The sequence below is a fragment of the Dongia mobilis genome (assembly GCF_004363235.1).
Taxonomy (GTDB): Bacteria; Pseudomonadota; Alphaproteobacteria; order Dongiales; family Dongiaceae; genus Dongia; species Dongia mobilis.
This window is the reverse complement of sequence record NZ_SNYW01000006.1, coordinates 198835-222055: the sequence shown is the minus strand read 5'-3', so window position 1 is coordinate 222055 and position 23221 is coordinate 198835. Positions and strand designations below refer to the sequence as shown.

The 23221-nt window shown below is 67.0% G+C and carries 18 protein-coding genes and 1 tRNA gene; 8 read left to right on the top strand and 11 right to left on the bottom strand.

All coding sequences use genetic code 11. From position 1 onward, the window contains the following. Positions 1-39 precede the first annotated feature (39 nt). From A8950_RS02605 to A8950_RS02595, 3 genes are read left to right on the top strand one after another with little or no spacing between them, the layout of a single operon-like run. Positions 40-1470: a S41 family peptidase gene (locus A8950_RS02605; RefSeq protein WP_133612057.1), complete on the top strand. Its 1431-nt coding sequence runs from the start codon at positions 40-42 to the stop codon at positions 1468-1470. A 24-nt stretch (positions 1471-1494) separates the two neighbouring features. Next, the gene (locus A8950_RS02600) at positions 1495-2598 is read left to right on the top strand and encodes a divergent polysaccharide deacetylase family protein (RefSeq protein ID WP_133612056.1); all 1104 of its coding nucleotides are present in this window, start codon (positions 1495-1497) and stop codon (positions 2596-2598) included. A 15-nt stretch (positions 2599-2613) separates the two neighbouring features. Further along, positions 2614-3096: an RNA pyrophosphohydrolase gene (locus tag A8950_RS02595; RefSeq protein ID WP_133612055.1), complete on the top strand. Its 483-nt coding sequence runs from the start codon at positions 2614-2616 to the stop codon at positions 3094-3096. Positions 3097-3162: 66 nt separating this feature from the next. On the opposite strand, the gene acs is transcribed toward A8950_RS02595, so the two are convergent. The 4 genes from acs to tsaD all read right to left on the bottom strand — a co-directional run bounded on the left by acs (position 3163) and on the right by tsaD (position 7121). Further along, positions 3163-5100, bottom strand: a complete 1938-nt coding sequence (gene acs, locus A8950_RS02590) for an acetate--CoA ligase (protein WP_133612054.1) — start codon at positions 5098-5100, stop codon at positions 3163-3165. 225 nt (positions 5101-5325) lie between these two features. Next, positions 5326-5739, bottom strand: coding sequence for an EVE domain-containing protein (locus A8950_RS02585; RefSeq protein ID WP_133612053.1), 414 nt, complete (start codon positions 5737-5739; stop codon positions 5326-5328). A 10-nt stretch (positions 5740-5749) separates the two neighbouring features. Beyond that, entirely contained in the window at positions 5750-6031 is a 282-nt protein-coding gene (locus tag A8950_RS02580) for a YciI family protein (protein ID WP_133612052.1), read from the bottom strand. A gap of 28 nt (positions 6032-6059) precedes the next feature. Continuing rightward, positions 6060-7121: a tRNA (adenosine(37)-N6)-threonylcarbamoyltransferase complex transferase subunit TsaD gene (gene tsaD, locus A8950_RS02575; protein WP_133612051.1), complete on the bottom strand. Its 1062-nt coding sequence runs from the start codon at positions 7119-7121 to the stop codon at positions 6060-6062. Between the two features lie 157 nt (positions 7122-7278). Between tsaD and hemC the strand changes: the two genes are divergently transcribed. The 4 genes from hemC (at position 7279) to A8950_RS02555 (ending at position 12109) form a co-directional block, all read left to right on the top strand. Then, complete coding sequence (gene hemC / locus A8950_RS02570; RefSeq protein ID WP_133612050.1) at positions 7279-8238, top strand: hydroxymethylbilane synthase; 960 nt, start codon at positions 7279-7281, stop codon at positions 8236-8238. 10 nt (positions 8239-8248) lie between these two features. Beyond that, on the top strand, positions 8249-10372 hold the full coding sequence (locus A8950_RS02565; protein ID WP_133612049.1) for a uroporphyrinogen-III synthase: 2124 nt from the start codon (positions 8249-8251) through the stop codon (positions 10370-10372). Positions 10373-10386: 14 nt separating this feature from the next. After that, positions 10387-11991, top strand: a complete 1605-nt coding sequence (locus tag A8950_RS02560; RefSeq protein WP_133612048.1) for a heme biosynthesis protein HemY — start codon at positions 10387-10389, stop codon at positions 11989-11991. A 43-nt stretch (positions 11992-12034) separates the two neighbouring features. Further along, positions 12035-12109, top strand: a tRNA-Thr gene (locus tag A8950_RS02555). A 22-nt stretch (positions 12110-12131) separates the two neighbouring features. Here the strand turns inward: A8950_RS02555 and A8950_RS02550 are convergent. Then, a complete protein-coding gene (locus tag A8950_RS02550; protein ID WP_133612047.1) occupies positions 12132-12374 on the bottom strand; it encodes a Flp family type IVb pilin in 243 nt (80 codons plus the stop codon). A 203-nt stretch (positions 12375-12577) separates the two neighbouring features. On the opposite strand from A8950_RS02550, the gene A8950_RS02545 reads away from it, so the two are divergent. Continuing rightward, the gene (locus tag A8950_RS02545; protein ID WP_133612046.1) at positions 12578-14323 is read left to right on the top strand and encodes a sensor histidine kinase; all 1746 of its coding nucleotides are present in this window, start codon (positions 12578-12580) and stop codon (positions 14321-14323) included. A 27-nt stretch (positions 14324-14350) separates the two neighbouring features. On the opposite strand, the gene A8950_RS02540 is transcribed toward A8950_RS02545, so the two are convergent. The 6 genes from A8950_RS02540 to ftsA form a co-directional block, all read right to left on the bottom strand. Continuing rightward, a complete protein-coding gene (locus A8950_RS02540; RefSeq protein ID WP_133612045.1) occupies positions 14351-14845 on the bottom strand; it encodes a PAS domain-containing protein in 495 nt (164 codons plus the stop codon). Positions 14846-14882: 37 nt separating this feature from the next. Further along, a complete protein-coding gene (gene ligA, locus A8950_RS02535) occupies positions 14883-16931 on the bottom strand; it encodes an NAD-dependent DNA ligase LigA (RefSeq protein ID WP_243735536.1) in 2049 nt (682 codons plus the stop codon). 101 nt (positions 16932-17032) lie between these two features. Next, complete coding sequence (recN, locus tag A8950_RS02530) at positions 17033-18712, bottom strand: DNA repair protein RecN (RefSeq protein ID WP_133612043.1); 1680 nt, start codon at positions 18710-18712, stop codon at positions 17033-17035. 16 nt (positions 18713-18728) lie between these two features. Further along, positions 18729-19865, bottom strand: a complete 1137-nt coding sequence (gene bamD / locus A8950_RS02525) for an outer membrane protein assembly factor BamD (RefSeq protein ID WP_208109714.1) — start codon at positions 19863-19865, stop codon at positions 18729-18731. A 254-nt stretch (positions 19866-20119) separates the two neighbouring features. After that, positions 20120-21922: a cell division protein FtsZ gene (gene ftsZ, locus A8950_RS02520; protein WP_133612042.1), complete on the bottom strand. Its 1803-nt coding sequence runs from the start codon at positions 21920-21922 to the stop codon at positions 20120-20122. 42 nt (positions 21923-21964) lie between these two features. After that, positions 21965-23221 carry a cell division protein FtsA gene (ftsA, locus tag A8950_RS02515; RefSeq protein WP_133612041.1) on the bottom strand — a complete coding sequence of 419 codons (1257 nt, stop codon included), beginning with the start codon at positions 23219-23221 and terminating at the stop codon, positions 21965-21967.

The following is a 23221-nucleotide window of genomic DNA, read 5'->3' as shown; positions in this document are numbered from 1 at the left end:
GGGCAGCAAGGGCCACAACAACAAAGGTCAGTAAGTAAGATGATCCGCAAAACGCTCCTCGCCGCCACCGCGCTCGCAGCCGGCATGTTCATCGGCGCCGTCGCCTTCCATCCCGGCTTCGTCGCCGCCCAGTCCGAGAACGACGCGGCGAACGGGGACGCCGCGACGAAGAAGCCGGTCAATACCTACCAGCAGCTCAATCTGTTCGGCGAGGTGTTCGAACGGGTGCGCGCCGGCTATGTCGAGGAAACGGAAGACGACAAGCTGATCGAGGCTGCGATCAACGGCATGCTGACATCGCTCGATCCGCATTCCAGCTACATGAACGCGGATTCCTACCAGGACATGCAGGTGCAGACCCGCGGCGAGTTCGGCGGCCTCGGCATCGAGGTCACCATGGAAAACGGCCTCATCAAGGTGGTCTCACCCATGGACGATACGCCGGCCGCCCGCGCCGGCATCCAGCCCGGCGATCTGATTGCCCAGCTCAATGGCGAGCCGGTGATGGGGCTGACCCTCAACGAGGCAGTCGACAAGATGCGTGGCGAGGTCGGCACCAGCATCACCCTGACCATCCTGCGCGGCGACCAGGACGCGTTCGAGGTCACGCTGAAGCGCGCCGTCATCGAACTGAAATCGGCCCGCTGGGAGCTGGAAGACGGCAATATCGGCTATATCCGCATCACCTCGTTCTCGGAGAAGACCGATTCCGGCCTGCGCGGCGCCATCGACGAGTTGAAAAAGGCGACCAAGGGCGAACTGGCCGGTCTGGTGCTGGATCTGCGCAACAATCCCGGCGGGCTGCTCGACCAGGCGATCGCCGTATCGGACGACTTCATGGAGAAGGGCGAGATCGTCTCGACCCGCGGCCGCAATCCGGACGACGCGCAGCGCTGGAACGCGGAAGGCGGCGACCTGATCGAGGGCAAGCCGATCGTGGTGCTGGTGAATGGCGGCTCGGCCTCGGCCTCGGAGATCGTCGCCGGCGCCCTGCAGGATCACGGTCGCGCGGTGATCCTCGGCACGCAATCCTTCGGCAAGGGCTCGGTGCAGTCGATCATGGGCATCCCTGGCCATGGCGCCATCCGCCTCACCACGGCGCGCTACTACACCCCCTCCGGCCGCTCGATCCAGGCCAAGGGCATCGAGCCCGATATCGTGGTCGAACAGGCCAAGATCGAGAAGCTGGGCGGCGACAACCGCCCGCACGAAGCCGACCTCAAGGGTGCGCTCGCCAATCCCGATGGCAGCACGGACGAGAACGCGGTCGAGCAGACGGAGAACCAGGACGACAACGCAACGAATGGCGAAGCGGCCAATGGCGAGGCTGGCGCCGCCGAGAAGCCGGACGAGCCCTTCGTCGGCTCGGAACGCCAGCAGATTGCGCGTCCGGACGAGGATTTCCAGCTGGCGCGGGCCCTCGACCTGCTGCGCGGCCTCAACCTGCTGCAGAGCAAGGCCAGCAATTAGGGCGCGCCGGAGCGCCCGGCGGCCATGGCCGACAAGGAACCGCAGCGCCTCGAAGATGCCATCATCGCTCCCCCGCCCGAAAAGCGGGGGAGTTTTGTTGGCGGGCCGGGCATCATCTTCCTTTTCCTGATCCTGCTGATCGTGGCCGGCATCGGAATCTATGGCGCAGCCACCGGCAATCTAGGCCGCTGGGTCGACGCCGCGCGGCACGGCGAGGTGGCGCGACTGTTCGAACCCGGTTCCGGCCTGGCGCCGGCGATGGCACCCGCCAGTTCCGGCGTGCCGGCGCCGGGCGTTGCTGGACAGGGCGGCGAAAGGGCGCTGGTGCTGACGCCGATGACACCGGCCGAGTTGCTGGCCACCCGTCAGCCGCCACGCAGCCTGCATCTGCCTGCCGGCGGATTCGACCAGCCACCGGTCGACCGTTATGCGCGGGCGGCCCTGTTCATGGGCCAGCGCCCGCGCCTCGCCGTCACCATCGTCAATCTCGGCCATAACAGTGCGGTGACCGCAGCCGCCATCGCCGATACGCCGCCCGAGGTGAGTCTGAGCTTCAGCCCCTATGCCCCGGACCTTGCCGCCTGGATCGCGGCGGCCCAGGCCTTCGGCCATGAAGTGCTGGTCGATATGCCGCTGGAGAGCCGCGCCTATCCGGCAGTCGACCCCGGTCCGCTTGGCCTGCTCACCGCCCTCAACGAGCAGGAAAACACCGCTCGCCTCGACCGGCTCCTGGCCGGGGCCGATGGCGTGCTGGGTGTCGCCACCCAGGGCGGCGACCGCTTCCTCACCGATGCGGCGGCCCTGCGGCCGGTGCTCGGGCATCTGGGTGCCCGCGGCCTCGGTCTAATTGTCGCCGCCACGTTCGGTGAATCCCTTGGCGAAGCAGCACAGGGCATCGACAAGGCGCCCCGCCATGCCATCGCCGATGTCGAGATCGGCCATGATCTGTCGCGCCAGGCGATCCAGGAGCGGATGACGGAGGCATTGGCGCGCAGCCGCAGCAGCCGCGCTTCACTTATCGCGGTGCAGCCCTATCCCCTTTCCATCGCCGCCTTGACGGATATCGCCGCGATCGCCAGGGATCGCGACCTCGTGCTGGTGCCGGCCAGCGCCCTTCTGACCAAATAAGGTGCTAACCCCCGCATGAGCAGGAAGAGCGAGATCGAGAAGCTGCCCTATCGCCGCGGTGTCGGCGTGGTGCTGTTCAATGCACAAGGCCGGGTCTTCGTCGCGCAGCGGCTCGATACCACCGAGCCGGCCTGGCAATTCCCCCAGGGCGGCATCGACAAGGACGAGGACCCGCTGGTGGCGGCGCGGCGCGAACTTCGGGAGGAAACCGGCGTCACTTCTGCCGAACTCATCGCCGAGACGCCGGATTGGCTGCGCTATGACCTGCCGCGCGAACTGGTGCCGAAGGTGTGGAAGGGCCGCTATCGCGGGCAGGAGCAGAAATGGTTCGCCTTCCGCTTCACCGGCGATGACAGCGAGATCCGCATTGATGGCGAACATCCGGAATTCAGCGCCTGGGCCTGGATGAAGCTCAGCGAGACGCCGTCATTGATCGTCGCCTTCAAGCGGCCGCTCTATGATCAGGTCGTGGCGGCGTTCCGGCATCTGGCGGCGTGACCCGGGCCCAATTCGACTTTCATCCCCCGCCTTCGCGGGGGATGAAAGAAAAAGTTTCCCGCACGCCTACTTGTTCATGCGGTTGTCGACCAGGTCATTCACCACATTGGGGTCGGCCAGGGTCGAGGTGTCGCCGAGATTGCCGAACTCGTTCTCGGCGATCTTGCGCAGGATGCGGCGCATGATCTTGCCGGAGCGGGTCTTCGGCAGGCCCGGCGCCCATTGGATGAGATCGGGCGAGGCGATCGGGCCGATCTCCTTCCTGACCCATTGCACCAGTTCCTTGCGCAATTCCTCGGTCGGCTGCTCGCCAGATTTCAGCGTCACATAGGCGTAGATACCCTGCCCCTTGATGTCGTGCGGGTAGCCAACGACTGCGGCCTCGGCCACCTTGGGATGGGCGACCAGCGCGCTTTCCACCTCGGCCGTGCCCATGCGGTGGCCGGAGACGTTGATAACGTCATCGACGCGCCCCGTGATCCAGTAATAGCCGTCCTCGTCGCGCCGGCAGCCGTCGCCGGTGAAGTACTTGCCGGGATAGGTCGAGAAGTAGGTGTCGGCGAAGCGCTTGTGGTCGCCATAGACCGTGCGCATCTGGCCAGGCCAGCTGTCCTTGATGCAGAGATTGCCCTCGCAGGGGCCATCCAGCACCTTGCCATTGGCATCGACGATCTCGGGCATCACCCCCGGCAACGGTCTTGTCGCCGAGCCCGGCTTCAGTTTCGTGGCGCCGGGCAGCGGCGAGATGAGGATGCCGCCGGTCTCGGTCTGCCACCAGGTGTCGACGATGGGGCAGCGGTGCCTGCCGACGACGCGGTGATACCAGAGCCAGGCCTCCGGGTTGATCGGCTCGCCCACGGAACCGAGGAGGCGCAGGGAATCGAGCTTGCATTTCTGGACCGGCGCCTCGCCCTCGCGCATCAGCGCGCGGATCGCGGTGGGGGCGGTATAAAAGATATTGACCTTGTGCTTGTCGCAGACCTGCCAGAAGCGCGAGGCGTCGGGATAATTGGGCACACCTTCGAACATCAGCGTGGTGGCGCCGTTCGCCAGCGGGCCATAGACGATATAGGAATGGCCGGTGACCCAGCCCACATCCGCCGTGCACCAGTAGATGTCGCCCTCGTGGTAGTCGAAGACGTACTGATGGGTGAAGGAGGCATAGACCAGATAGCCTCCGGTGGTGTGCAGCACGCCCTTCGGCTTGCCGGTCGAGCCGGAGGTATAGAGGATGAACAGCGGGTCCTCGGCGTTCATTTCCTCCGGCTTGCAATCGACGCCGACTTTGGCCGCTTCCTCGTGCAGCCAGTGGTCGCGCCCCGCTTCCATATGGACGGCACCGCCGGTATGGCGCACGACGAGGACGTCGGTGACGCCCGGACATTGCTTCAGCGCCGCATCGACATTGGCCTTGAGCGGCACCTTCTTGCCGCCGCGCAGGCCCTCATCCGCGGTGATGATGAATCTGGAATCGCAATCGACGATGCGGCCGGCGAGGCTGTCCGGCGAGAAGCCGCCGAAGACGATCGAATGCACGGCGCCGATGCGGGCGCAGGCCAGCATGGCATAGGCGGCTTCCGGGATCATCGGCATGTAGATGGTGACGCGATCGCCCTTCTTGACACCCTTGCTCCGCAGGATGTTGCCGAAGCGCCCGACATGGTCGCTGAGTTCCTGATAGGTGATGTGCTTGGAGATGCTGGGGTCGTCGCCTTCCCAGATGATCGCGGTCTGGCCGGCGCGCTTGGGCAGGTGCCGATCGATGCAATTGGCGGCGACGTTGAGGGTGCCGTCATAATACCAGCGGATGCGCACCTCGCCGGTATAGTCGACATCCTTGACCTGGGTATAGGGCTTGATCCAGTCGATCCGCCGGCCCTGCTCGCGCCAGAAGCCGACATTGTCCTCGACCGACTGGCGGTAGAGCTGCTCGTATTTGGCGGCATTGATCAGGGCACGCTCGGCGACCTTCGCCGGAACGTCGAAAACCTGCTGTTCGCTCATGGATTCGGGCCTCCCAACACCCGGTAAAGTCAGAATTTTTTGGCGCGCAACCCAACGGGCGCGGCAGCTCGCGGCCGATTATCGACGGAAGCACGGGGGGTGACAACCCTGCCGAACATGCTGCCCATGGCCCCACTCGATCTGGCTTGCCATATCAGCGCGGGCCGCTAAAGAGGGAAACCCCTACCATTGGAGGGGGAAGCAGGCCGGGAGAGGTCCGGCCCGTCAGGCCTTGACCCCACCCAGCTTGCAGATGTGCTTCCACTGCGCCGGGGTGATCGGCATCACCGAGAGGCGCGACTGGCGGATGAGCGCGATGTCGCCCAAGGCCGGATCGGCCTTGATTGTTGCCAGGGTGACCGGCGTCTTCAACGGCCGCGCGGGTTTCAGATCGACCATGCCGAAGCGGCCGCTCTCATCGGTGTGGTCGGGGTAGTATTCCTTCACCACCTCGGCAATGCCGACGATCTCGAGGCCCTCATTGGAATGATAGAAAAAGACCGGGTCGCCCTTCTTCATCGCCTTCAGATTGTTGGCGGCCTGGTAATTGCGGACGCCGTTCCAGAAGGTCCTGCCGTCCTTCAACAACTGGTCCCAGGAATATTTGAAGGGCTCGGACTTCACCAGCCAGTAGTTCATCTCGGATCCCCTATTGTGCGCGCGGGAAGACGTTCTTGTAGGGCCTTACGGTCACCGACTGGAAGAGGTCGGCCTTGGCATAGGGATCGGCGGCCAGGAAAGCATCCACTTCTTCGCGGGTCGCGAAATCCACCACCAGCAGGGAGCCGATCATCTTCTCGCCATCGAGCAGCGGGCCGCCGGTAATGAGGTGGCTTTCATGGGCGATGAGGTGTTCGACATGGGCCGGGCGGTTGGCCAGCCGGACTTCCAGATGGTCGGGCTTGTCGAGGCAGTAGATCATGAAGGCCATTTCCGGTTCTTTCCCGTGGTTGGAATAGTCATGCTTTCACCCCCGCGCCGGGAAGGCGCGGGGCTTGTTCGTCAAGCGGCCAGCGCGGCCGCGGCGCAAAGTCGAAGCCGCTGCTCTCGCCGAGCGCCAGACGTTCGATCCCGGCCCAGGCGATCATCGCGGCATTGTCGGTGCAGAGCCGCGCCGGTGGCGCAATCAAAGCGATGCCGGCACCGTCGGCGAGCCGTTGCAAGGCGGCGCGCAGATGGCGGTTGGCGGCGACTCCGCCAGCAATCACCAAGGCATTCAGGGTCGGGTGATCCGCCCTGGCCCGATCGAGGGCGCGTGACGTGCGGTCGATCAGGCATTCCACCACCGCCTGCTGGAAGCCGGCGGCGAGATTGGCCCGTACCGCGTCGTCGAAGGCATCGGCCGCGCGCAGCGCCTCGACCCGCTGGCGCAAGGCGGTCTTCAGGCCGCTGAACGAAAAATTGCAGTCCGGCCGACCTTTCATCGGGCGGGGCAGATCGGGCCAGGGCTCGGTCGCCCGTTCCGCCGCCGCGGCAATGGCGGGGCCGCCGGGAAAGCCGAGGCCCATCAGCTTTGCCGCCTTGTCGAAGGCCTCGCCAGCCGCATCGTCGATGGTGGCGCCGAGGCGGCGATAGCGCCCGACCCCCTCGACCACCAGCAATTGGCAATGCCCGCCGGAGACCAGCAGCAGCAGATAGGGGAAGGCAACATCGTCGGTGAGGCGCGCCGTCAGAGCATGTCCTTCCAGGTGATTGACGGCGATGAGCGGCTTGACATGGGCCAGGGCGATCGCCTTGCCCATCATCACGCCGACGATGACCCCGCCGATGAGGCCGGGGCCGCCGGTCACCGCGACGGCGTCAAGCTCGGCGAAACCGAGGCCGGCCTGATGCATGGCGGCGGCGATGGTCGCATCGAGATGGTCGAGATGGGCGCGGGCGGCGATTTCCGGGACCACGCCGCCATAGGGCGTGTGTTCGGCCACCTGGGCGAAAATGGTGTCGGCAAGTATCCGCCGCTCTGCCGTCACCAGCGCGGCGGCGGTCTCGTCGCAGGAAGATTCGATACCCAGAACAACCATCGGATCCGTCGCGGCCGGGCATGGTGGACCGAGTCGCGGCCGCCCGGCGGGCCACAAAGCGGGTGCCGGAATCGGGCGTCGATGGCGCGTCCTTTCCGGCAATTGCATTCGCCGCCCGCGACCTTTAGGAAGGGCTTGGTGGCAAGGCGAGGTAGTTATGGCGGGTTCGCAGGCTGGGATCAACCAAGGGCAAGACAGGGATTTGAGGATCGTCCGGATCGGCACACGCGGCTCGCCCCTGGCGCTGGCCCAGGCCGAGATGGTGCAGGCGGCCATCGCTGCCGCGCACCCGGCTCTGCCGCCGGCGGAGATCGTGGTCATCAAGACCACCGGGGACCGCATCCAGGACCGGGCCCTGGCCGAGATCGGCGGCAAGGGCCTTTTTACCAAGGAGATCGAGGACGCCCTGCTGGCTGGGTCCATCGATGTCGCGGTCCATTCCATGAAGGATGTGCCGACGCAATTGCCGGATGGGCTTGCCATCACCTGCCTACTGCCGCGCGAGGATCCGCGCGACGCGCTGATCCTGCGCGCCGGACGCAGCCTGGCCGACCTGCCGCCGGGTGCCGTAATTGGCTCGGCCTCGCTGCGGCGCCAGGCGCAGCTCCTCCACCGCCGCCCCGATCTCAGGGTCATCAATTTCCGCGGCAATGTCGGGACGCGCCTCGGCAAGCTGGCGGCGGGCGAAGTCGACGCCACCCTGCTGGCGCTGGCCGGGCTCAAACGCCTCGGCAAGGCGGATGTCGCGACCTGCATTCTCGAGACCGGCGAGATGCTGCCGGCCGTGGCGCAGGGCGCCATCGGCCTCGAGATCCGTGCCGCCGATACACGCCTGAACGATCTTCTGAAGCCGCTGCATGACGACGCGACCGCGATCGCGGTGACGGCGGAACGCGCCTGCCTCGCCGGGCTGGAAGGATCATGCCGCACACCCATCGCTGCCCATGCGACGATCGGTGCCGATGGACGGCTGCGTCTTGTCGCCTTGATCGCCAAGCCCGATGGCAGCGCCCTGCATCGCGACGAACGATCCGGCCTACCGGCCGAGGCCGCGGCATTGGGCCGCGCCGCGGCCGACCGGCTGAAGTCACTGGCGGGGCCCGACTTCCTGGCTTAGGTTGGCGCCCATGCATATCCTCATCACCCGCCCCCGGGACGATGCTGCGGAACTGGCGGCGGAGCTGGCCGCACGCGGCATCGAAAGCACCATCGAGCCCTTGCTGGCAGTCAAGCCGGCAGCACAAGGCGACATGCCGCTCGATGGCATCCAGGCCGTCATCTTCACCAGCGCCAACGGCGTGCGCTGCTTTGCCGCTGCCAGTCCGCGCCGCGACCTCAAGGTCTTTACTGTCGGCGACAATTCGGCTGCCGTGGCGCGGTCCCTCGGCTTCGCCGATGTCAGTTCGGCGTCGGGCGATGTATCATCCCTGGCCGAACTGGTGACCGACCGCCTGCACCCCAGGGACGGCGCGTTATTGCATGCCGCGGGGGCAAGCCTTGCCGGCGATCTCAAGGGGCAGCTGCAGGCAGCCGGTTTTGTGGTCGAGCGGATCGTGCTTTACGATGCCGAGCCGGTCACGGAATTGTCACCCGCAACGGTGATGAATCTCCGCCTCGGCGGCATCGACGCGGTGGCGCTGTTCTCGCCGCGCACCGCCCGCACCTTTGCCACCCTGTGGCGGAAGGCGCAGGCGCCGGGTGGCGATGGCCTTGGCGGGGTAACTGCGCTCTGCCTCAGCGAGGCGGTGGCGGCGGAAATCCGGGATCTGGGCTGGCGACGGGTGGCAACGGCAGATCAGCCTGACCGGACCGGCATGCTGGCGCTGATCGAACGGGAACGGACAGGGGGAGAGCCCGTCATGAGCGAAGACAGAAGGACGGAACCGGGCGAAACCGACGCCACCGATGCCGCCGCCGATCCGGCACGGGGTGCCTCGATCATTGCGGCGGCGCCGGTGCCGGCCAGGCCCGGTCGCGCCGGGGCGGCACTCCTCGGCCTCCTCGCCGGCGCCCTTTCCGGCGGTGGCGTCGTACTGGCGGAACCCTATTGGCGCCCCTACCTGGCGCCGGCCGTGGAACAGGGCGATGCTGCAACTGGCAGTGAAATTGACGTCCTGGCCGCCGATATCGCCGCCCTGAAGGAGCAGCTGGCGGCACTCGGCACCCGCCAGGATATCGACAGCGAGGCGCGCAGCCGCATCGACGCGCTGCAATCCGAGATCGCCAATTGGAAATCCGAACTGGAAGCGGCTACCGGCCAGGTGCAGGGCGCTGCAAGCGCCGCCATGGACCTCGCCCCGCTGGAAGGCCGGCTGGAAGCAATGGAGGGCCGCCTCGCCTCGCTCGGCGAGCGGCTGGATATACTGGCCGCGAACGCAGCCGGTTCCGGCAGCGAAATGCCGCTGCCTGAATCTGGCGCTGGCGCCGGGGCCGATGCTGCCATGGACGACCTCACCGCGCGCCTGGCGAGCCTCGAAGGCCGGCTGGGGGAGATCGACCGGCTGCAATCGGAAAATGCGGAACAGAGGGCGGGGATCGAGGCTGCGACGGCTCGGTTGGCAGCGCTCGACGGGCTGGGATCGCGCCTCGACCAATTGGAAGCAACCGCCAACACCCTTGGCGACGATCTCGCCCGGGTGGCCGGCGAGCAGAGCGATTCGCTGCTGAAGCAGCAGCGCGCGGCGGCGCTAGTCCTTTCGATCGGCCAGTTGCGTGCGGCCCTGGCCGGCAACAAGCCGTTTGCCGCCGAACTCGCCGCCCTTGCCGATCTGGCACAGCCGGATGCGGAGATCGCGGCGCGGCTTGGCCCCATCCTGTCGCCGCTGCAGGAGCGCGCCGCCCTAGGCACCCCCACCCTCGCGCAATTACAGGCGCAATTCCCGGCCACATCGATCGCCCAGGCAGCAACCGCCGATGCAGCCGGGGCCGCGATCGGCGCCGAACCGGGTTGGCTGCAGCAGACCCTCAACCGACTTGCCGAACTTGTCACCATCCGCCCGGTCGGCGATGTCGCCGGCGACGGAGAGCTTGCCATCCTGGCGCGCGGCGAAAGCCGCCTTGCCGAGGGGGATCTGGCCGGTGCCGTGGCCGAACTCGACAATCTGGGCGGCCAGGCGGCAACCATGGCCGCGACCTGGCTGCAGGACGCAAAGGCTCGCCTCGCCGGCGACACCGCCGCGGCACAGCTCGCCGTCCTCTCGGCCGAGGCGCTGGCGCCGCAGGCCGCTGGCGCACCAGAGCAATCGAACTGACGGGAGCGCCGGTCATGACCTTTGCCCGCGCCTTGTGGTTCATCATCAAGCTGGCCGTGCTGGTGGGTGCGGCCGTCTGGCTCGCCAACCGTCCGGGCAATCTGTCGCTTGTCTGGTTCGGCTATCGCATCGACGTGCCGCCTTTGGGCCTCGCCATGCTGGGCGTCGTCCTTGGCATCATCCTGCTGTGGCTGGTCGGTCGTGTTGTCCACCGCATCCTTTCGGTGCCGGGCGAAATCGGTGCGATCCGCGGCCATGCCCGCGAGACCAAGGGCTACCAGATGCTGACCCGCGGCTTTGCCGCCGCCGCGGCGGGCGATGCGCGCGAGGCGCGACGCCTCGCCCAGGCCGCGCAGAAGCTGCTGACGAAGGGCAGCGAGGCACCGCCGATCACGCGCCTGCTGGCAGCCCAGGCGGCCCAGTTGGAAGGCGACGAACGCGGCGCCACGGCACATTTCAAGGTGCTGGCGGAAACGCCGGAAACCGCAATCCTGGGCCTGCGCGGCCTCGCCATGAACGCATTGAAATCGGGCGACGAGGAAGGCGCGCGGCAACTGGCCGAGCGGGCGCTCGCGGCCAATCCCAACGCACAATGGGCGGCCGACACGGCACTGCGCCTGCAGGTCAAGGCCGGCCGCTATGACGCCGCGGAGAACAGCCTGAAGGCATTGGTGCGCGCCGGCGCCCTCGGCACCAAGGAGGGCCAGCGGCGGCGCGCCGCGCTGCTGACCGAAAAGGCGCGCCAGGCTCTGATCGCCGACGGCCACGACATTTCGGCAGACGGTGCCGTCGCTGCCGCGCGCGAGGCGGTAAAGCTGGCCGGCGATTTCGCTCCGGCGCGCTTCATGCTGGCGCGGCTGCTGACGCGGCAGGGCAAGCGCAAGGAGGCGATGCGCCTGGTCGAACAGGTGTGGGACAGCCATCCGCACGAGATCCTGGGCGAAGCCTATCTGCTGGCTGGCGAAAACGAGCGGTCGCTGGAACGGACCCAGCGCCTGGAACGGCTGCTGCGGCAGAATCCCGATCATCCGGAGACGCACCGCCTGCTGGCCGAGGCCGATCTCGCCGCCGATCTCTGGGGCGAGGCGCGGCGCCATCTGGATCGCCTGGCCGCGCTGGAGCGCACGGCATTCGGCGCCCCGACCCAGGCCACCTGCCGCGGCTTTGCGCGGCTTGAGGAGCGCGAACGGGCCGACATGACGGCAGCCCGTGCCTGGCTCGATGCCGCCGCCGCCGCCCCGGCCGATGCCGCCTGGATCTGCCGCCAATGCGGCCAGCCGGGCGATGCCGGCCCGGAATGCGGCCAGTGGCAGTTCACCTGCCGCGCCTGCCAGGCGGTAGACAGCCTGGAATGGCGGGTTCCGGCCCGGGCCAGATCGGTTCATGCCGCCCTGCCTGCGGCGGCGGCAAGCGGCGCCGGGCCGTCGGCGCGGGCGAACATGGTCGAAATTCTGAGCCCGGAGCCCCCCTTTGCCGCAGCGGCCCAGGGCAGCAGGGACCTGCCGGAATCCGGCCAGAATCGGCCGGCCGGGCCGCTCACGGACGCTTCAAAGGCCGGGCCAAGGCCGCCGGAGGCGCCACAAGCGGCATCTGTTGACGCCGCGCGGCTGATAAACTAGCTTCCGGCCCGCGCCGATCCGGCCGGGTTTCCACCCCTAGGGCGCCGCCTTAGCTCAGCGGTAGAGCAACTGATTCGTAATCAGTAGGTCCGCGGTTCAAGTCCGCGAGGCGGCACCAGCCTTCTCCTCCGGAGGCGCGGTCAGATGGCGTCGAGAACCGCCTGCAGCTGGTTGCCCACCACCAGGAATACCTCGCTCAGGCCGTTGCCGGCGACCAGCACTCCCACATAGATCGAGAGCGCCACCAGGGCGGCGATCAGGCCGTATTCGATGGCCGTGGCCCCGGATTGCCAGCCGTACCGCCCGCGGGCCGAAACCGGCGATGACGGATGCTGCTTCCTCGAAACTGGCCTTGCGACAGGCGCGATCGGTTTCTGGTTCATGGCGACATCCCATGTTCGGCGCCCTGGCGTTGCAACGGCGTATTTCCCGCCGCTGGGCGATCGCGTCGTACAGGTGGCGGCGCGAGACGCGATGATCAGGGGAACCAGTCCTATTATTAGGCGCAACCGGCGCTCAAGTCACGCATATCGTTTTTACAACAAAACAACTAAAATCGCTTCTCAATGACGTGTTCGGGGAAGTCATGCCGATAGCCAAGTTTGCGCCTGGAAGCGGCCGCGCCTCGGTGCGCCGGATGCTCGCTTGGCTGCGCGGCGACAATCCGCTGCGGCTGGTGACGCTGGCGATCATCGCCCTGACCCTGGCGGTGGCAGTTGCCAGCATCTGGTGGCTGCATGCACTCAACCGGGCCAATATCGAGCGCGAACTCACCAATCTGTCGGTAGCGCTGTCCGAACATGTCAACCGGACCATGCAGACGATCGACCTGGTGCTGTCCCAGTCTCTCGACCGTATCAAGACCCAAGATCTGGCCGATCCGGCGGACCGCCTGCGCCTGCATCTTGCCTTTCGCGACATTGCCGACAGCCTTGCCTTCGTCCGGACGCTGGCGGTTTTCGACGCCGACGGTCGGGCGCAGGCAATCTCGCGCGAGCATCCTGCACCGGAGCACGACATCGCCGACCGCGAGTATTTCCGCCTGCTGCGCGACGGCGCGGTCACGGGCACCTATATCAGCGGGCCTTTGCGCAGCGCCACGACCGGCGAGCCCGGCATCGCTTTCAGCCGGGCCATCATCCGCCCGGACGGCAGCTTCGGCGGGATCGTTCGCGTCGGTCTCGACATGGATTACCTGCAGGATTTCTTCGCCGCCATCGATCTGGGGCCGCAGACGGCGGTGACGCTGATCCGCGACGACGGCATACTGTTGATGCGCTCGCCACCCGACCCGGAAGTCGAGGGCATGGACCTGTCGGACACGCCGGTCTTCAACCGCATTCTGGTGGGGCGCGATTTCGGCCTGACCTGGCACCGGAGCCCGGTCGATGGCGTCGAACGCGTCGTCTCCGCGCGCCGGCTGCCGAACGCGCCGCTGGTCGTCGTCCTGTCGGTGCCAAGCAGCACGACCATGGGAAACTGGTACATACAATCGCTGGTCGTCGGCCTGGGAACGGCAGCAACGATCCTGTTCCTGCTGTGGCTCGCCCATTATGGCGGACACCAGCTGGCGCAGCGCGAGCGCCGCACGCGCCAGGCGCTGGAAGCGGCCAATGCGGCAAGCCGCGCCAAATCCAGTTTCCTTGGCGTCATGAGCCATGAATTGCGCACGCCGCTCAACGCCATCATCGGTTTCTCCGAGGTCATTTCCAGCCAGGCCTTCGGCCCGCTGGCCAACGAGCGCTATCTGGATTACGTCAGGGACATCAATCAGAGCGGCCGCAACCTGCTGATCCTCATCAACCAGATCCTGGATCTCTCGCGCATCGAGGCGGGCAAGCACGAAATGCGCATCGAGGGCACCACGCTACCCGAGGTCTGGCGGCATATCGGCAACGAGATGGGCGTAGCGGCAACCGCAAAGGGAATTCACCTTTCCCTGAGGGACGGCGACCAGGACGAGGGGCTCGTCTTTGCCGGCGACACCCGCGCCACCATGCAGATCCTCTCGAACCTCGTTTCGAACGCGATCAAATTCACGCCGGAAGGCGGCACGGTTTCCATCAGCGCAGCCGCGGCATCCGACCGCGAGATCGAGCTCGTGGTCGAGGATACCGGCCGCGGCATACCGCCCGACCGGCTGGTCGACGTATTGAAGCCTTTCGTACAGGTGTCCGATGCGCATGCACGCGATACCGGCGGCGTCGGCCTCGGCCTGTCGATCTGCAGCTCGCTGGCCGAGGCGATGGGCGGTCGACTGAAGATCGAGAGCGAGGTCGGCAAGGGCACCCGTGTGCATGTCTATCTGCGGCGCTGGGTCGACCGGCGCTAGATCGCTTTCGCGAAAAGGTGAAACGCTTCAATCGCGCCGGGGGTCGGGCGTTGGCCGAACCGGTGCGTCGCGCCGGATGAAATCGACGAAGAACATCAACATGTCGACCCGCGCGTGGTCGCTTGCCAGCGGCAGGATGATGCTTTCGACATGAAGGAAGTCCTTGTGCGGGCCGACATAGGGTGGTCTGGCCAGCAGCGGCCGCGCATTTTCGACCACCCAGACATTGTTGGCCCAGATTGTCGAACCGGCGCTCTGGAACGGAATTCGCGACAGCCATTGTCCGGTCCAGTCCTGGCTCATATGAATGCGCAGAGCCGTGCCGAGCAACCGGTAGCGGAAATCGAGGGGGTCTCGCCGGACATCCTTCAGCATCATATGGGGAACGAGCCGGGGTACCTCGGTCAGCGGATCGAGATCGCCGCGCGCCGGCAGGTTCCCGGGCGATGCCGCGCTGCACGCCAGCCAGTATTGGTAGCCGGCGCGGACCACCTGGGATTTGAGATCATCCGGCTCGATCATGCCCCCGACCAGAATGCTGGTCCGGCCGCCTGTTCGATCAACCGCCGATCAGGTCAAGCCATTCCTGCTCCGACAACGTCCTGACGCCGAGTTCCTGCGCCTTGGCGGCTTTCGACCCCGCATCCGCACCCACAATAACATAGTCGGTCTTCTTGGAAACCGAGCCGGCAACCTTTGCGCCCAACGCCTCGGCCCGCGCCTTGGCCTCGTTGCGCGACAGCATTTCCAGGCTGCCGGTGAAGACAACCGTTTTGCCGGCCACCGGCGAATGGCCGATCTGCGGCGGAACGAAGGGTTTTACCTCAACGTAGCGGAGCAAATCGGCGATCGCGTCGCGATTGTGCTGCTCGGCGAAGAACCCCACCAGATCGGCCCGGATCGAGGGGCCGATGCGGGCGATGGTGGCGAGGTCCTGCGCCGCGGCACCATCCTCGTCCGCCGCCGCGATCATCGCGTCGCGCCAGGCGTCGAGCGTCAGATAGTGTCGGGCCAAAAGCTTGGCCGTCTCCTCGCCGACCTGCGGGATGCCGAGGGCGAAGATGAAGCGCTCCAGCGGGATCTCGCGCCGCGCCGCAATCGCGCGCAGCAGATTGTCGACCGACAATTCGCCCCAGCCCTCGCGGCCCAGCAATTCCGTCCGGCGATCGGCCAGGCGGAACAGGTCGGCCGGCGACTTGACGAGGCCGTCGCGAAAGAAGGCGTCGATATGCTTCTCGCCGAGGCCGTCGATGTCGAAGGCCATGCGCGAGACGAAATGCCGGAGCCGCTCGACCACCTGGGCAGCGCAGATCAGGCCGCCGGTGCAGCGCGTCGCCGCCTCGCCCTCGACGCGCTCGACATGGCTGCCGCAGACCGGGCAGGACACGGGAAAGGCGAACGGCTTGCCGCGACCGGTGCGCTCCGGATCGATTACCGCCACCACCTGCGGAATGACGTCGCCGGCCCGCTGCACGATGACCCGGTCGCCGATGCGGATGTCCTTGCGCGCGATCTCGTCCTGGTTATGCAGCGTTGCGCGCGAGACGATGACGCCGCCGACATTGACCGGCTCCAGTTCGGCCACCGGCGTCAGCACGCCGGTGCGGCCGACCTGGATGGTGATGTTGTTGAGGACGGTCTGTGCCTGCTCGGCCGGGAACTTGTGGGCGATGGCCCAGCGCGGCGCGCGGCCGACGAAGCCCAGGCGTTCCTGCCAGTCGACCCGGTCGACCTTGTAGACGACACCGTCGATATCGAAATCGAGCGCCGCGCGTTCGGCCTGCATCGCCTCGTAGAATTGCAGCGCGTCGTCGAGCGACTGCGCGATACGGTGCTGTGGCGTCACGGTGAAGCCCCAATTCTCGAGCTGCCGTACGAGGCCGTGCTGCGAACCGGGATGCGCCGGCATGTCCTCGACCGCACCCACGGCATAGGCGAAGAAGAACAGCGGCCGTGCTGCCGTAATCCTGGCGTCGAGCTGGCGCAGCGAGCCAGCGGCCGCGTTCCGGGGATTGGCGAAGACCTGCCTTCCGGCGGCAGCCTGGGCTTGGTTCAGCCGCAGGAAACCGGATTTCGGCATGTACACCTCGCCGCGGATCTCGATCCTTTTCGGGTGGTTGCCGTCCTTCAGGCGATGCGGAATCCCGGCGACATGCCGGAGGTTGGCGGTGATGTCCTCGCCCACCGCGCCGTCGCCGCGCGTGGCGCCCTGCACGAAGCGCCCGTCCTCGTAGAGCAGGTTGGCGGACAGTCCGTCGATCTTCGGTTCGACGGCCAGCGTGATCGGTGCATCGCCGGCAAGGCCGAGGAAACGCCGGATCCGGTCGAGGAAATCGGCAACGTCGTCGCGGCTGAAGGCGTTGTCGAGCGAGAGCATCGGCTGCAGATGGCGGACCTTGGCAAAACCCTGGGCCGGTTCCGCGCCCACCTTGTCACTCGGGCTGTCGGCGCGCTTCAGTTCCGGAAAGCGCGCCTCGATCGCGTCGTTGCGCTGTACCAGGGCGTCGAACGCCGCATCGGTGATCTCGGGTGCGTCATTCTGGTAGTAGAGCCTGCGGTGGTGGGCGATCTCCCTGGCCAGCTGTGCCAGTTCGAAAGACGCTTCCATCTTGTTCAGCTCGGCAATCGGCTGCTGCACTTGCGCTCTCTTGCCGGGCGCCGGGTTGCCGGATGTCTTCTGCTTCGGCGTGCTCTGCCTGGGCGCCTTGCTCATGCGGCACCCTTCAACAGCTTGTCGGCGGCGGCGCGCGCTTCGTCGCTGATCGTGGCGCCCGAGAGCATCCGCGCAATCTCCTCGCGCCGCGCCTCGGCCGACAAGGTGGCGACGCTGGTGCTGGTTGCCCCCTTCGCCACCTTCTTCTCGACCCGCCAGTGCTGGGCCCCCAGCGCCGCGACCTGGGGCGAATGGGTGATGACAAGGACCTGCACCTGTCCGGCAAGACGCTTCAGGCGTTCGCCAACGGCCGCGGCAGTCGCGCCGCCGATGCCCGCATCAACCTCGTCGAACACCAGGGTCGGCACCGGCTGGGCTCGCGCCAGCGAGACCTTGAGCGCCAGCATGAAACGCGCGAGCTCGCCGCCCGAGGCGATGCGCTGGATCGGTCCCGGCTCGGCGCCGGGATTGGTCGCCACCTCGAAGGCGGCGCGCTCCTGCCCTGCCTCGCCCCATTGCATCTCGGGCAAGGGCTGGATGCGTGTCACGAAACGCGCCTTGTCGAGCTTCAGCGGCGCCAATTCCCGGGCGACCGCCTGGTCGAGCGCCCGGGCTGCCTTGCCCCGCGCCTCGGTGAGGGCCAAGGCAGCCCTGACATAGGCGCCGCGTGTCTCCGCTGCCTGCTTCTGCAGGGCGGCGAGGTCGCCGCTGCGCCCGTCGATCAGCTGCAGCCGGGCGGTGAGCTCGGCAAGATGGGCCGGCAAGTCGTCGGCGCGGATCCGGTGCTTGCGGGCAAGATCGCGCAGGGCATGCAGCCGCTCCTCGACCCGCTCGAGGCGGGCGGGGTCGGCATCGAGTGCCTGCTGCAGCGATTGCAGGCCGGCGATCGCTTCGCGCAATTCGACTCCGGCGCGGTCGAGACATCCGGCGATCGCCGCCAGTTCGCTGCCCAGAGCGTCACCCAGCCGGTCGGCGACCCGCTGCAGCCTGCGTTCGGCGGCGATGAGAGTACGGTCGGCACCGCGATCGCCGGCCAGGTCCTGGTGCGCGGCGCCGATCGCCTCGATCACCTGGGCACCGGCCATCAGCACCTGGCGCTCCTGGGCGAGGCGCGCCTCCTCCTCGGGCTGCGGGGCGATCAGCTCGAGCTCGGCCACGGCGTGGCGCAGGTATTCCTCGTCGCTGCGGGCCTGCGCGAGGGCCGCCTCGGCCTCGGCCAGCGCGTCCTCGGCCGCGCGCCAGGCCCGGTGGGCGGCAGCGGTCGCCTCCAGCAAGGCCCGATGCCCGCCGAAGCCGTCCAGCAGATCGCGATGATTGGCCGGGTCGAGCAGTCCGTGGGTCTCGAACTGCCCCTCGATCTCGATCAGATGCTCGCCCAGCGTCTTCAGGAAGGCGACGCTGACCGGCTGGTCGTTGACGAAGGCGCGGCTGCGGCCGTCACTGCCGACCTGCCGGCGCAGGATCAGATTGTCCTCGGCGGCTATGCCCTGTTCCTCCAGCAGGCGCTGGACGGCATGATCCTGCGCCAGTTGGAACGCGGCCGCGACCATCGCCTGCGCTGCCCCCTTGCGCACGAGGCCGCTTTCGGCGCGCGCGCCCAATGCCAAACCCAGCGCATCAAGCAGAATCGATTTGCCGGCGCCCGTTTCGCCGGTGAGCACGGTAAGGCCCGGCGCGAAGGCAAGCTCCAGCCGTTCGATCAGGACCACGTTGTGGATGCTGAGGCCGACCAGCATGGTCCGCCCGATCAGCCTATTGCGGCCATTGCGGCTCTTCGCCGGGAATCAGCAAAGGCTCGCCCGAGGGATCCACGTTGTTTCCGTCTTCCGTTCCAAACATGTCGTCCGGCGTATTGGTCTGCAATTGGGTACCATCCTGGCCGATCAGCCCGTCGGGTGCCGCCGGATCCGGCGCCATCGGCACCGGGGCTTCCAGCGGCATGCCGGTGGGACTGCCCTCGACTGGGTCGACCGGCATGGCCGGCGGCGCCGGCTGCACATCCGGCGCGGCAACCGGCTCGACAACAGGCTCGGTGCTGGTGCCGAGATCCGCCGGGTTCACCAGGGCCACCGGTGGCGGCGCCTCGCCGCCATCGGGCGAGATGCCGGCATTGACCAGCAGGTTGTAGGCATCCTGGTACCAGCTGGAGCCCGGATAGTTGTAGCCCAGCACGGCGGTGGACTTCTGCGCCTCGGCAAAGACACCGAGGGCGACATAGGATTCGGTAAGGCGCAACAGCGCCTCCGGCACATGGCTGGTGGTCTGGAAGCGGTCTACCACGTTCTTGAAACGGTTGATGCCGCCCAGATACTGATGGCGCTTCAGATAATAGCGGCCGACATCCATTTCCTTGCCGGCGAGATGGTCCATGACCAGGTCCAGCTTCACTGTGGCATCGCGCGAATAGGGTGTGTTGGGGAAGCGGGCGATCACGTCGGAGAGAGCCCGCTGTGCCAGTTCGGTGTTGCCCTGGTCGCGCGTCACGTCCTCGATCTGCTCGTAGTAGCAAAGGGCGCGCAGGTAGAAGGCATAGGCGGCATTGCGGTTGCCCGGATGCAGTTCGATAAATCGCTCCAGCGCCGGAATGGCGTCGTCATAGGCGTCGACCAGATAGTAGGAATAGGCCGCCATCAGCTGCGCCTGGGTTGCCCATTTGGAATAGGGGTGCTGGCGCTCGACCTCGTCGAACAAGGTGGCAGCGCGACGCGGCTCGCCCCCTTCGAGGGCGTCCTTGGCGTTATTGTAGAGCACCTCGACCGGCGTATCGGGAATCTGCGGCTCGGGGTCCGACGAACAGGCGGCGAGCAGGGCACCAGCCAGGGCAAGAGCAGCCAGTTGGCCGCGCGTACGCCGCCAAGGCGTTGAATTGTGGTGATTTCGAATCGACATACGCCTGTTTTCCCGGGCCAAAGCGGGTCGACTATAGGCGGGCGGGGCGTTGCGCTCAAGCCCCGGCCCGAGGCACTTCGACCGACGCTAACTCTTTTGCGCACAATGGGAAAAGGCAACCGGCGCGGTTTTGGCTGGGGATTCCGGACGGACCAGAAAAATAGGGCCCGGGCAGCCTTGGCTGCCGGGCCCTGCAAGTTGGAAACGCACCACAATCCGGGCCCCGGAAGGCCCGGTCGTTCATCGCCCGGCGATCAATTCGCCTGGCGCCGCAGGAAGGCCGGAATGTCCAGCGTCTCCTCCTCGCTCCGCGACGTACCGATCCGCTCGGCGGGGTCGAGGTTGAAGGACGGCTGGTATCCGGCCTGGGCTTCGTTGCGCACCCGCGGCTCGGTGCGGGGCTGGGCCGGCTGCGCAGCCGGGCCGGCATTCTTGCCCTGGCCGGCGAAGCGGCTGGTCATCTTCTCGAACAGGCTCGGCGGCCGACGGCGGACTTCCGCCTGGCCGGCATCGGCTCCCGCCTGCAAGGCCTGGGGCGGCACGCCGTCATAACCCGCCGGCAAAGCGCCAGTCGCGCGGCCCGAGGCCGTAACTTGCGGCTGGGCGACGGGCTGTGCGACCTGGGGCTGCGTAACAACCGGCGGGGACACGACCGGCTGGGAAACGGCCGGCTGGCTCGACCGGGCTTCCATTGCCGGGGGCGCGATGAAGGCGCCGCCGGTGGGTTCGCCGCGTTCCTGCGCCTGAACCACCGAGCGACCGGCGATTGCCTCCAGCGCCGACATCTCGTCCTTCAGGATCGGCCTGGCCGGCTGGGCCTGCAGGGCGTTGGCGCCCATGGTCGGCGTTGCCATCTGCATGTGGCCCATTTGCGGCTGGCTCATATGCGGCTGGGGCATCTGGACCTGGCCCATCGCCGCGCGCGGCGCGGCATGGGCCGTCACCGCACCGGCGGGCATGGCGACGGGTTGTACCGAGATTCCGGCACTGCGTTCCTCCGCACCGGCCGTAACAGCAGCCTGCGGGTGCGGGTTGCGGGCGACGATGGAAAGGCCGCCGGCCGCATTGCCGCGCGGCTGCATCTGCGCCACCGATTCGATCCCGGTCGCCACCACCGAGATGCGGATCTTGCCATCGAGCGACTGGTCGAAGGTCGAGCCGAAGATGATGTTGGCGTCGGGGTCGACCTCGTCGCGAATGCGATTGGCCGCCTCGTCGACCTCGAACAGGGTCATGTCCATGCCGCCGGTGATGTTGATGAGGACGCCGCGCGCACCCTTCATGCTGACCTCGTCGAGCAGCGGGTTCGAGATCGCCGCCTCGGCCGCGGCGATGGCGCGGTTGTCGCCGGTCGCCTCGCCGGTGCCCATCATCGCCTTGCCCATCTCGCTCATGACGGCGCGGATATCCGCGAAATCGAGGTTGATGAGGCCGGGCATGACCATCAGATCGGTGACACCGCGGACACCTGAATAGAGCACCTCGTCGGCCATCTTGAAGGCGTCGGCGAAGGTGGTCTTCTCGTTGGCGATGCGGAACAGATTCTGGTTCGGGATGATGATCAGCGTGTCGACATACTGCTGCAACTCCTGGATGCCGGAATCGGCAAGCCGCATGCGGTGGGCACCCTCGAAATGGAAGGGCTTGGTCACCACACCGACAGTCAGGATGCCCTGTTCGCGCGCGATCTGCGCCACCACGGGTGCCGCCCCCGTGCCGGTGCCACCACCCATGCCGGCGGTGATAAAGGCCATGTTGGAACCGGCCAGCTGTTCGGCGATCTCGCGCACGGCCTCCTCGGCCGAGGCGCGGCCGATATCCGGACGCGCGCCGGCGCCGAGGCCCTTGGTGACCGTCGAACCCAGCTGGATGCGGCGTTCGCACAAGGATTGCTGCAGGGCCTGGGCGTCGGTATTGGCGACCATGAACTCGACGCCTTCCAGCTTCGAGCGGATCATGTTGTTGACGGCGTTGCCGCCGGCGCCACCCACGCCGATCACGGTGATCTTCGGGCGGATATCGAAGGGATCTTGGGGAAGTGACAGATTGAGCGTCATTGTGGTGCCTCCAGTTTTCAGGATGTTATTCGGTACGCATGGTCAGAAATTGTCGCGCAACCAGGTACCGAAGCGGCCGATCAGGCCGTTCGGCGCCTGGTCCCGCGCTTTGGCAGGAAGGTGCTGGTCGGATTCCGTCTCCAGGGCATAGGCAAGCAACCCGGCGGCGGTGGTGAAAGCGGGACCGTTGGTGGCGTCGGCAAGGCCGTGAATGCGCAGGGGCCGTCCCATGCGCACCTGCTTGTCGAGTACCAGGGCGGACAACTCGCGCACGCCGGACAGCTGGCTGGCGCCGCCGGTCAGCACGACGCGGCGGCCGGCCACCTTGTCGAAGCCAGAACTCTCGAGGCGCGAGCGCACCAGTTCGAATGTCTCCTCGAGGCGCGGCTGGATGATGCCGATCAGGATCGAGCGCGGGATCGCGTTCATCAGGCCGCTCTCCTCCTCGCCCACCTGCGGCACCTGGATAATCTCGCGCTCGTCGGCGGGGGTCGCTAGGCAGTTGCCATAGAGCGTCTTCATGCGCTCGGCATGGGTCAGCGGGGTCGAGAGGCCGCGGGCGATGTCGTTGGTGACATGGGCGCCGCCGATCGGCACGGAATCGGTATAGACGACATGGCCGTCGAAGAAGACCGCCAGCGAGGTGGTACCGGCACCCATGTCGATGACGGTGACGCCGAGATCCATCTCGTCATCGACCAGGCTGGAAAGGCCCGAGGCAAAGGGCGAAACGACCAGTGCATTGATGTCGAGATGGCATCGCGCCACGCAATTGGTGAGATTGCGCACCGCCCCGGCCGCCGCGGTGATGACATGCATGTCGACGCCGAGGCGCTCGCCGAACATGCCGCGGGGATCGCGGATGCCCTTGGAACCGTCGATCGAATAGCCGACCGGAATCGAATGGATGAGGCGGCGCTCGGCATTGCCGTTGATCTGGCTGCCATGCAGGAGGACCCGCTCGAGATCGTGGTCGCCGACCTCGCGGCCCGACAGCGGCACCTCGACACCGACAGTCTGCGAGGCCGGGTAGCCGCCGGAAAGGTTGAGCACAACCTCCTGGATCGTCTCGCCGGCCATCTGCTCGGCCGCATGGACGGTGGAAAGCACTGCCATTTCGGCCTGCTCCATGTCGACCACCGTGCCGGCGCGCAGGCCGCGCGAGACCTGATGGCCGATGCCGATCACGTTCGGGCGGCCGTCATCGGCGACGCGCGCGATGAAGCAGCAGATCTTGCTGCTGCCCACATCGATGGCGGCGATCAATCCGTTCTTCGGCGCGATGCGTGGCTTCTTCAT

Excerpts from the sequence above, each read along its gene's own strand:
- A8950_RS02605 (WP_133612057.1), top strand. The coding sequence starts at position 40 with ATGATCCGCAAAACGCTCCTCGCCGCCACCGCGCTCGCAGCCGGCATG.
- A8950_RS02600 (WP_133612056.1), top strand. The coding sequence starts at position 1,495 with ATGGCCGACAAGGAACCGCAGCGCCTCGAAGATGCCATCATCGCTCCC.
- A8950_RS02595 (WP_133612055.1), top strand. The coding sequence starts at position 2,614 with ATGAGCAGGAAGAGCGAGATCGAGAAGCTGCCCTATCGCCGCGGTGTC.
- acs (WP_133612054.1), bottom strand. The coding sequence starts at position 5,100 with ATGAGCGAACAGCAGGTTTTCGACGTTCCGGCGAAGGTCGCCGAGCGT.
- A8950_RS02585 (WP_133612053.1), bottom strand. The coding sequence starts at position 5,739 with ATGAACTACTGGCTGGTGAAGTCCGAGCCCTTCAAATATTCCTGGGAC.
- A8950_RS02580 (WP_133612052.1), bottom strand. The coding sequence starts at position 6,031 with ATGGCCTTCATGATCTACTGCCTCGACAAGCCCGACCATCTGGAAGTC.
- tsaD (WP_133612051.1), bottom strand. The coding sequence starts at position 7,121 with ATGGTTGTTCTGGGTATCGAATCTTCCTGCGACGAGACCGCCGCCGCG.
- hemC (WP_133612050.1), top strand. The coding sequence starts at position 7,279 with ATGGCGGGTTCGCAGGCTGGGATCAACCAAGGGCAAGACAGGGATTTG.
- A8950_RS02565 (WP_133612049.1), top strand. The coding sequence starts at position 8,249 with ATGCATATCCTCATCACCCGCCCCCGGGACGATGCTGCGGAACTGGCG.
- A8950_RS02560 (WP_133612048.1), top strand. The coding sequence starts at position 10,387 with ATGACCTTTGCCCGCGCCTTGTGGTTCATCATCAAGCTGGCCGTGCTG.
- A8950_RS02550 (WP_133612047.1), bottom strand. The coding sequence starts at position 12,374 with ATGAACCAGAAACCGATCGCGCCTGTCGCAAGGCCAGTTTCGAGGAAG.
- A8950_RS02545 (WP_133612046.1), top strand. The coding sequence starts at position 12,578 with ATGCCGATAGCCAAGTTTGCGCCTGGAAGCGGCCGCGCCTCGGTGCGC.
- A8950_RS02540 (WP_133612045.1), bottom strand. The coding sequence starts at position 14,845 with ATGATCGAGCCGGATGATCTCAAATCCCAGGTGGTCCGCGCCGGCTAC.
- ligA (WP_243735536.1), bottom strand. The coding sequence starts at position 16,931 with ATGGAAGCGTCTTTCGAACTGGCACAGCTGGCCAGGGAGATCGCCCAC.
- recN (WP_133612043.1), bottom strand. The coding sequence starts at position 18,712 with ATGCTGGTCGGCCTCAGCATCCACAACGTGGTCCTGATCGAACGGCTG.
- bamD (WP_208109714.1), bottom strand. The coding sequence starts at position 19,865 with ATGTCGATTCGAAATCACCACAATTCAACGCCTTGGCGGCGTACGCGC.
- ftsZ (WP_133612042.1), bottom strand. The coding sequence starts at position 21,922 with ATGACGCTCAATCTGTCACTTCCCCAAGATCCCTTCGATATCCGCCCG.
- ftsA (WP_133612041.1), bottom strand. The coding sequence starts at position 23,221 with ATGAAGAAGCCACGCATCGCGCCGAAGAACGGATTGATCGCCGCCATC.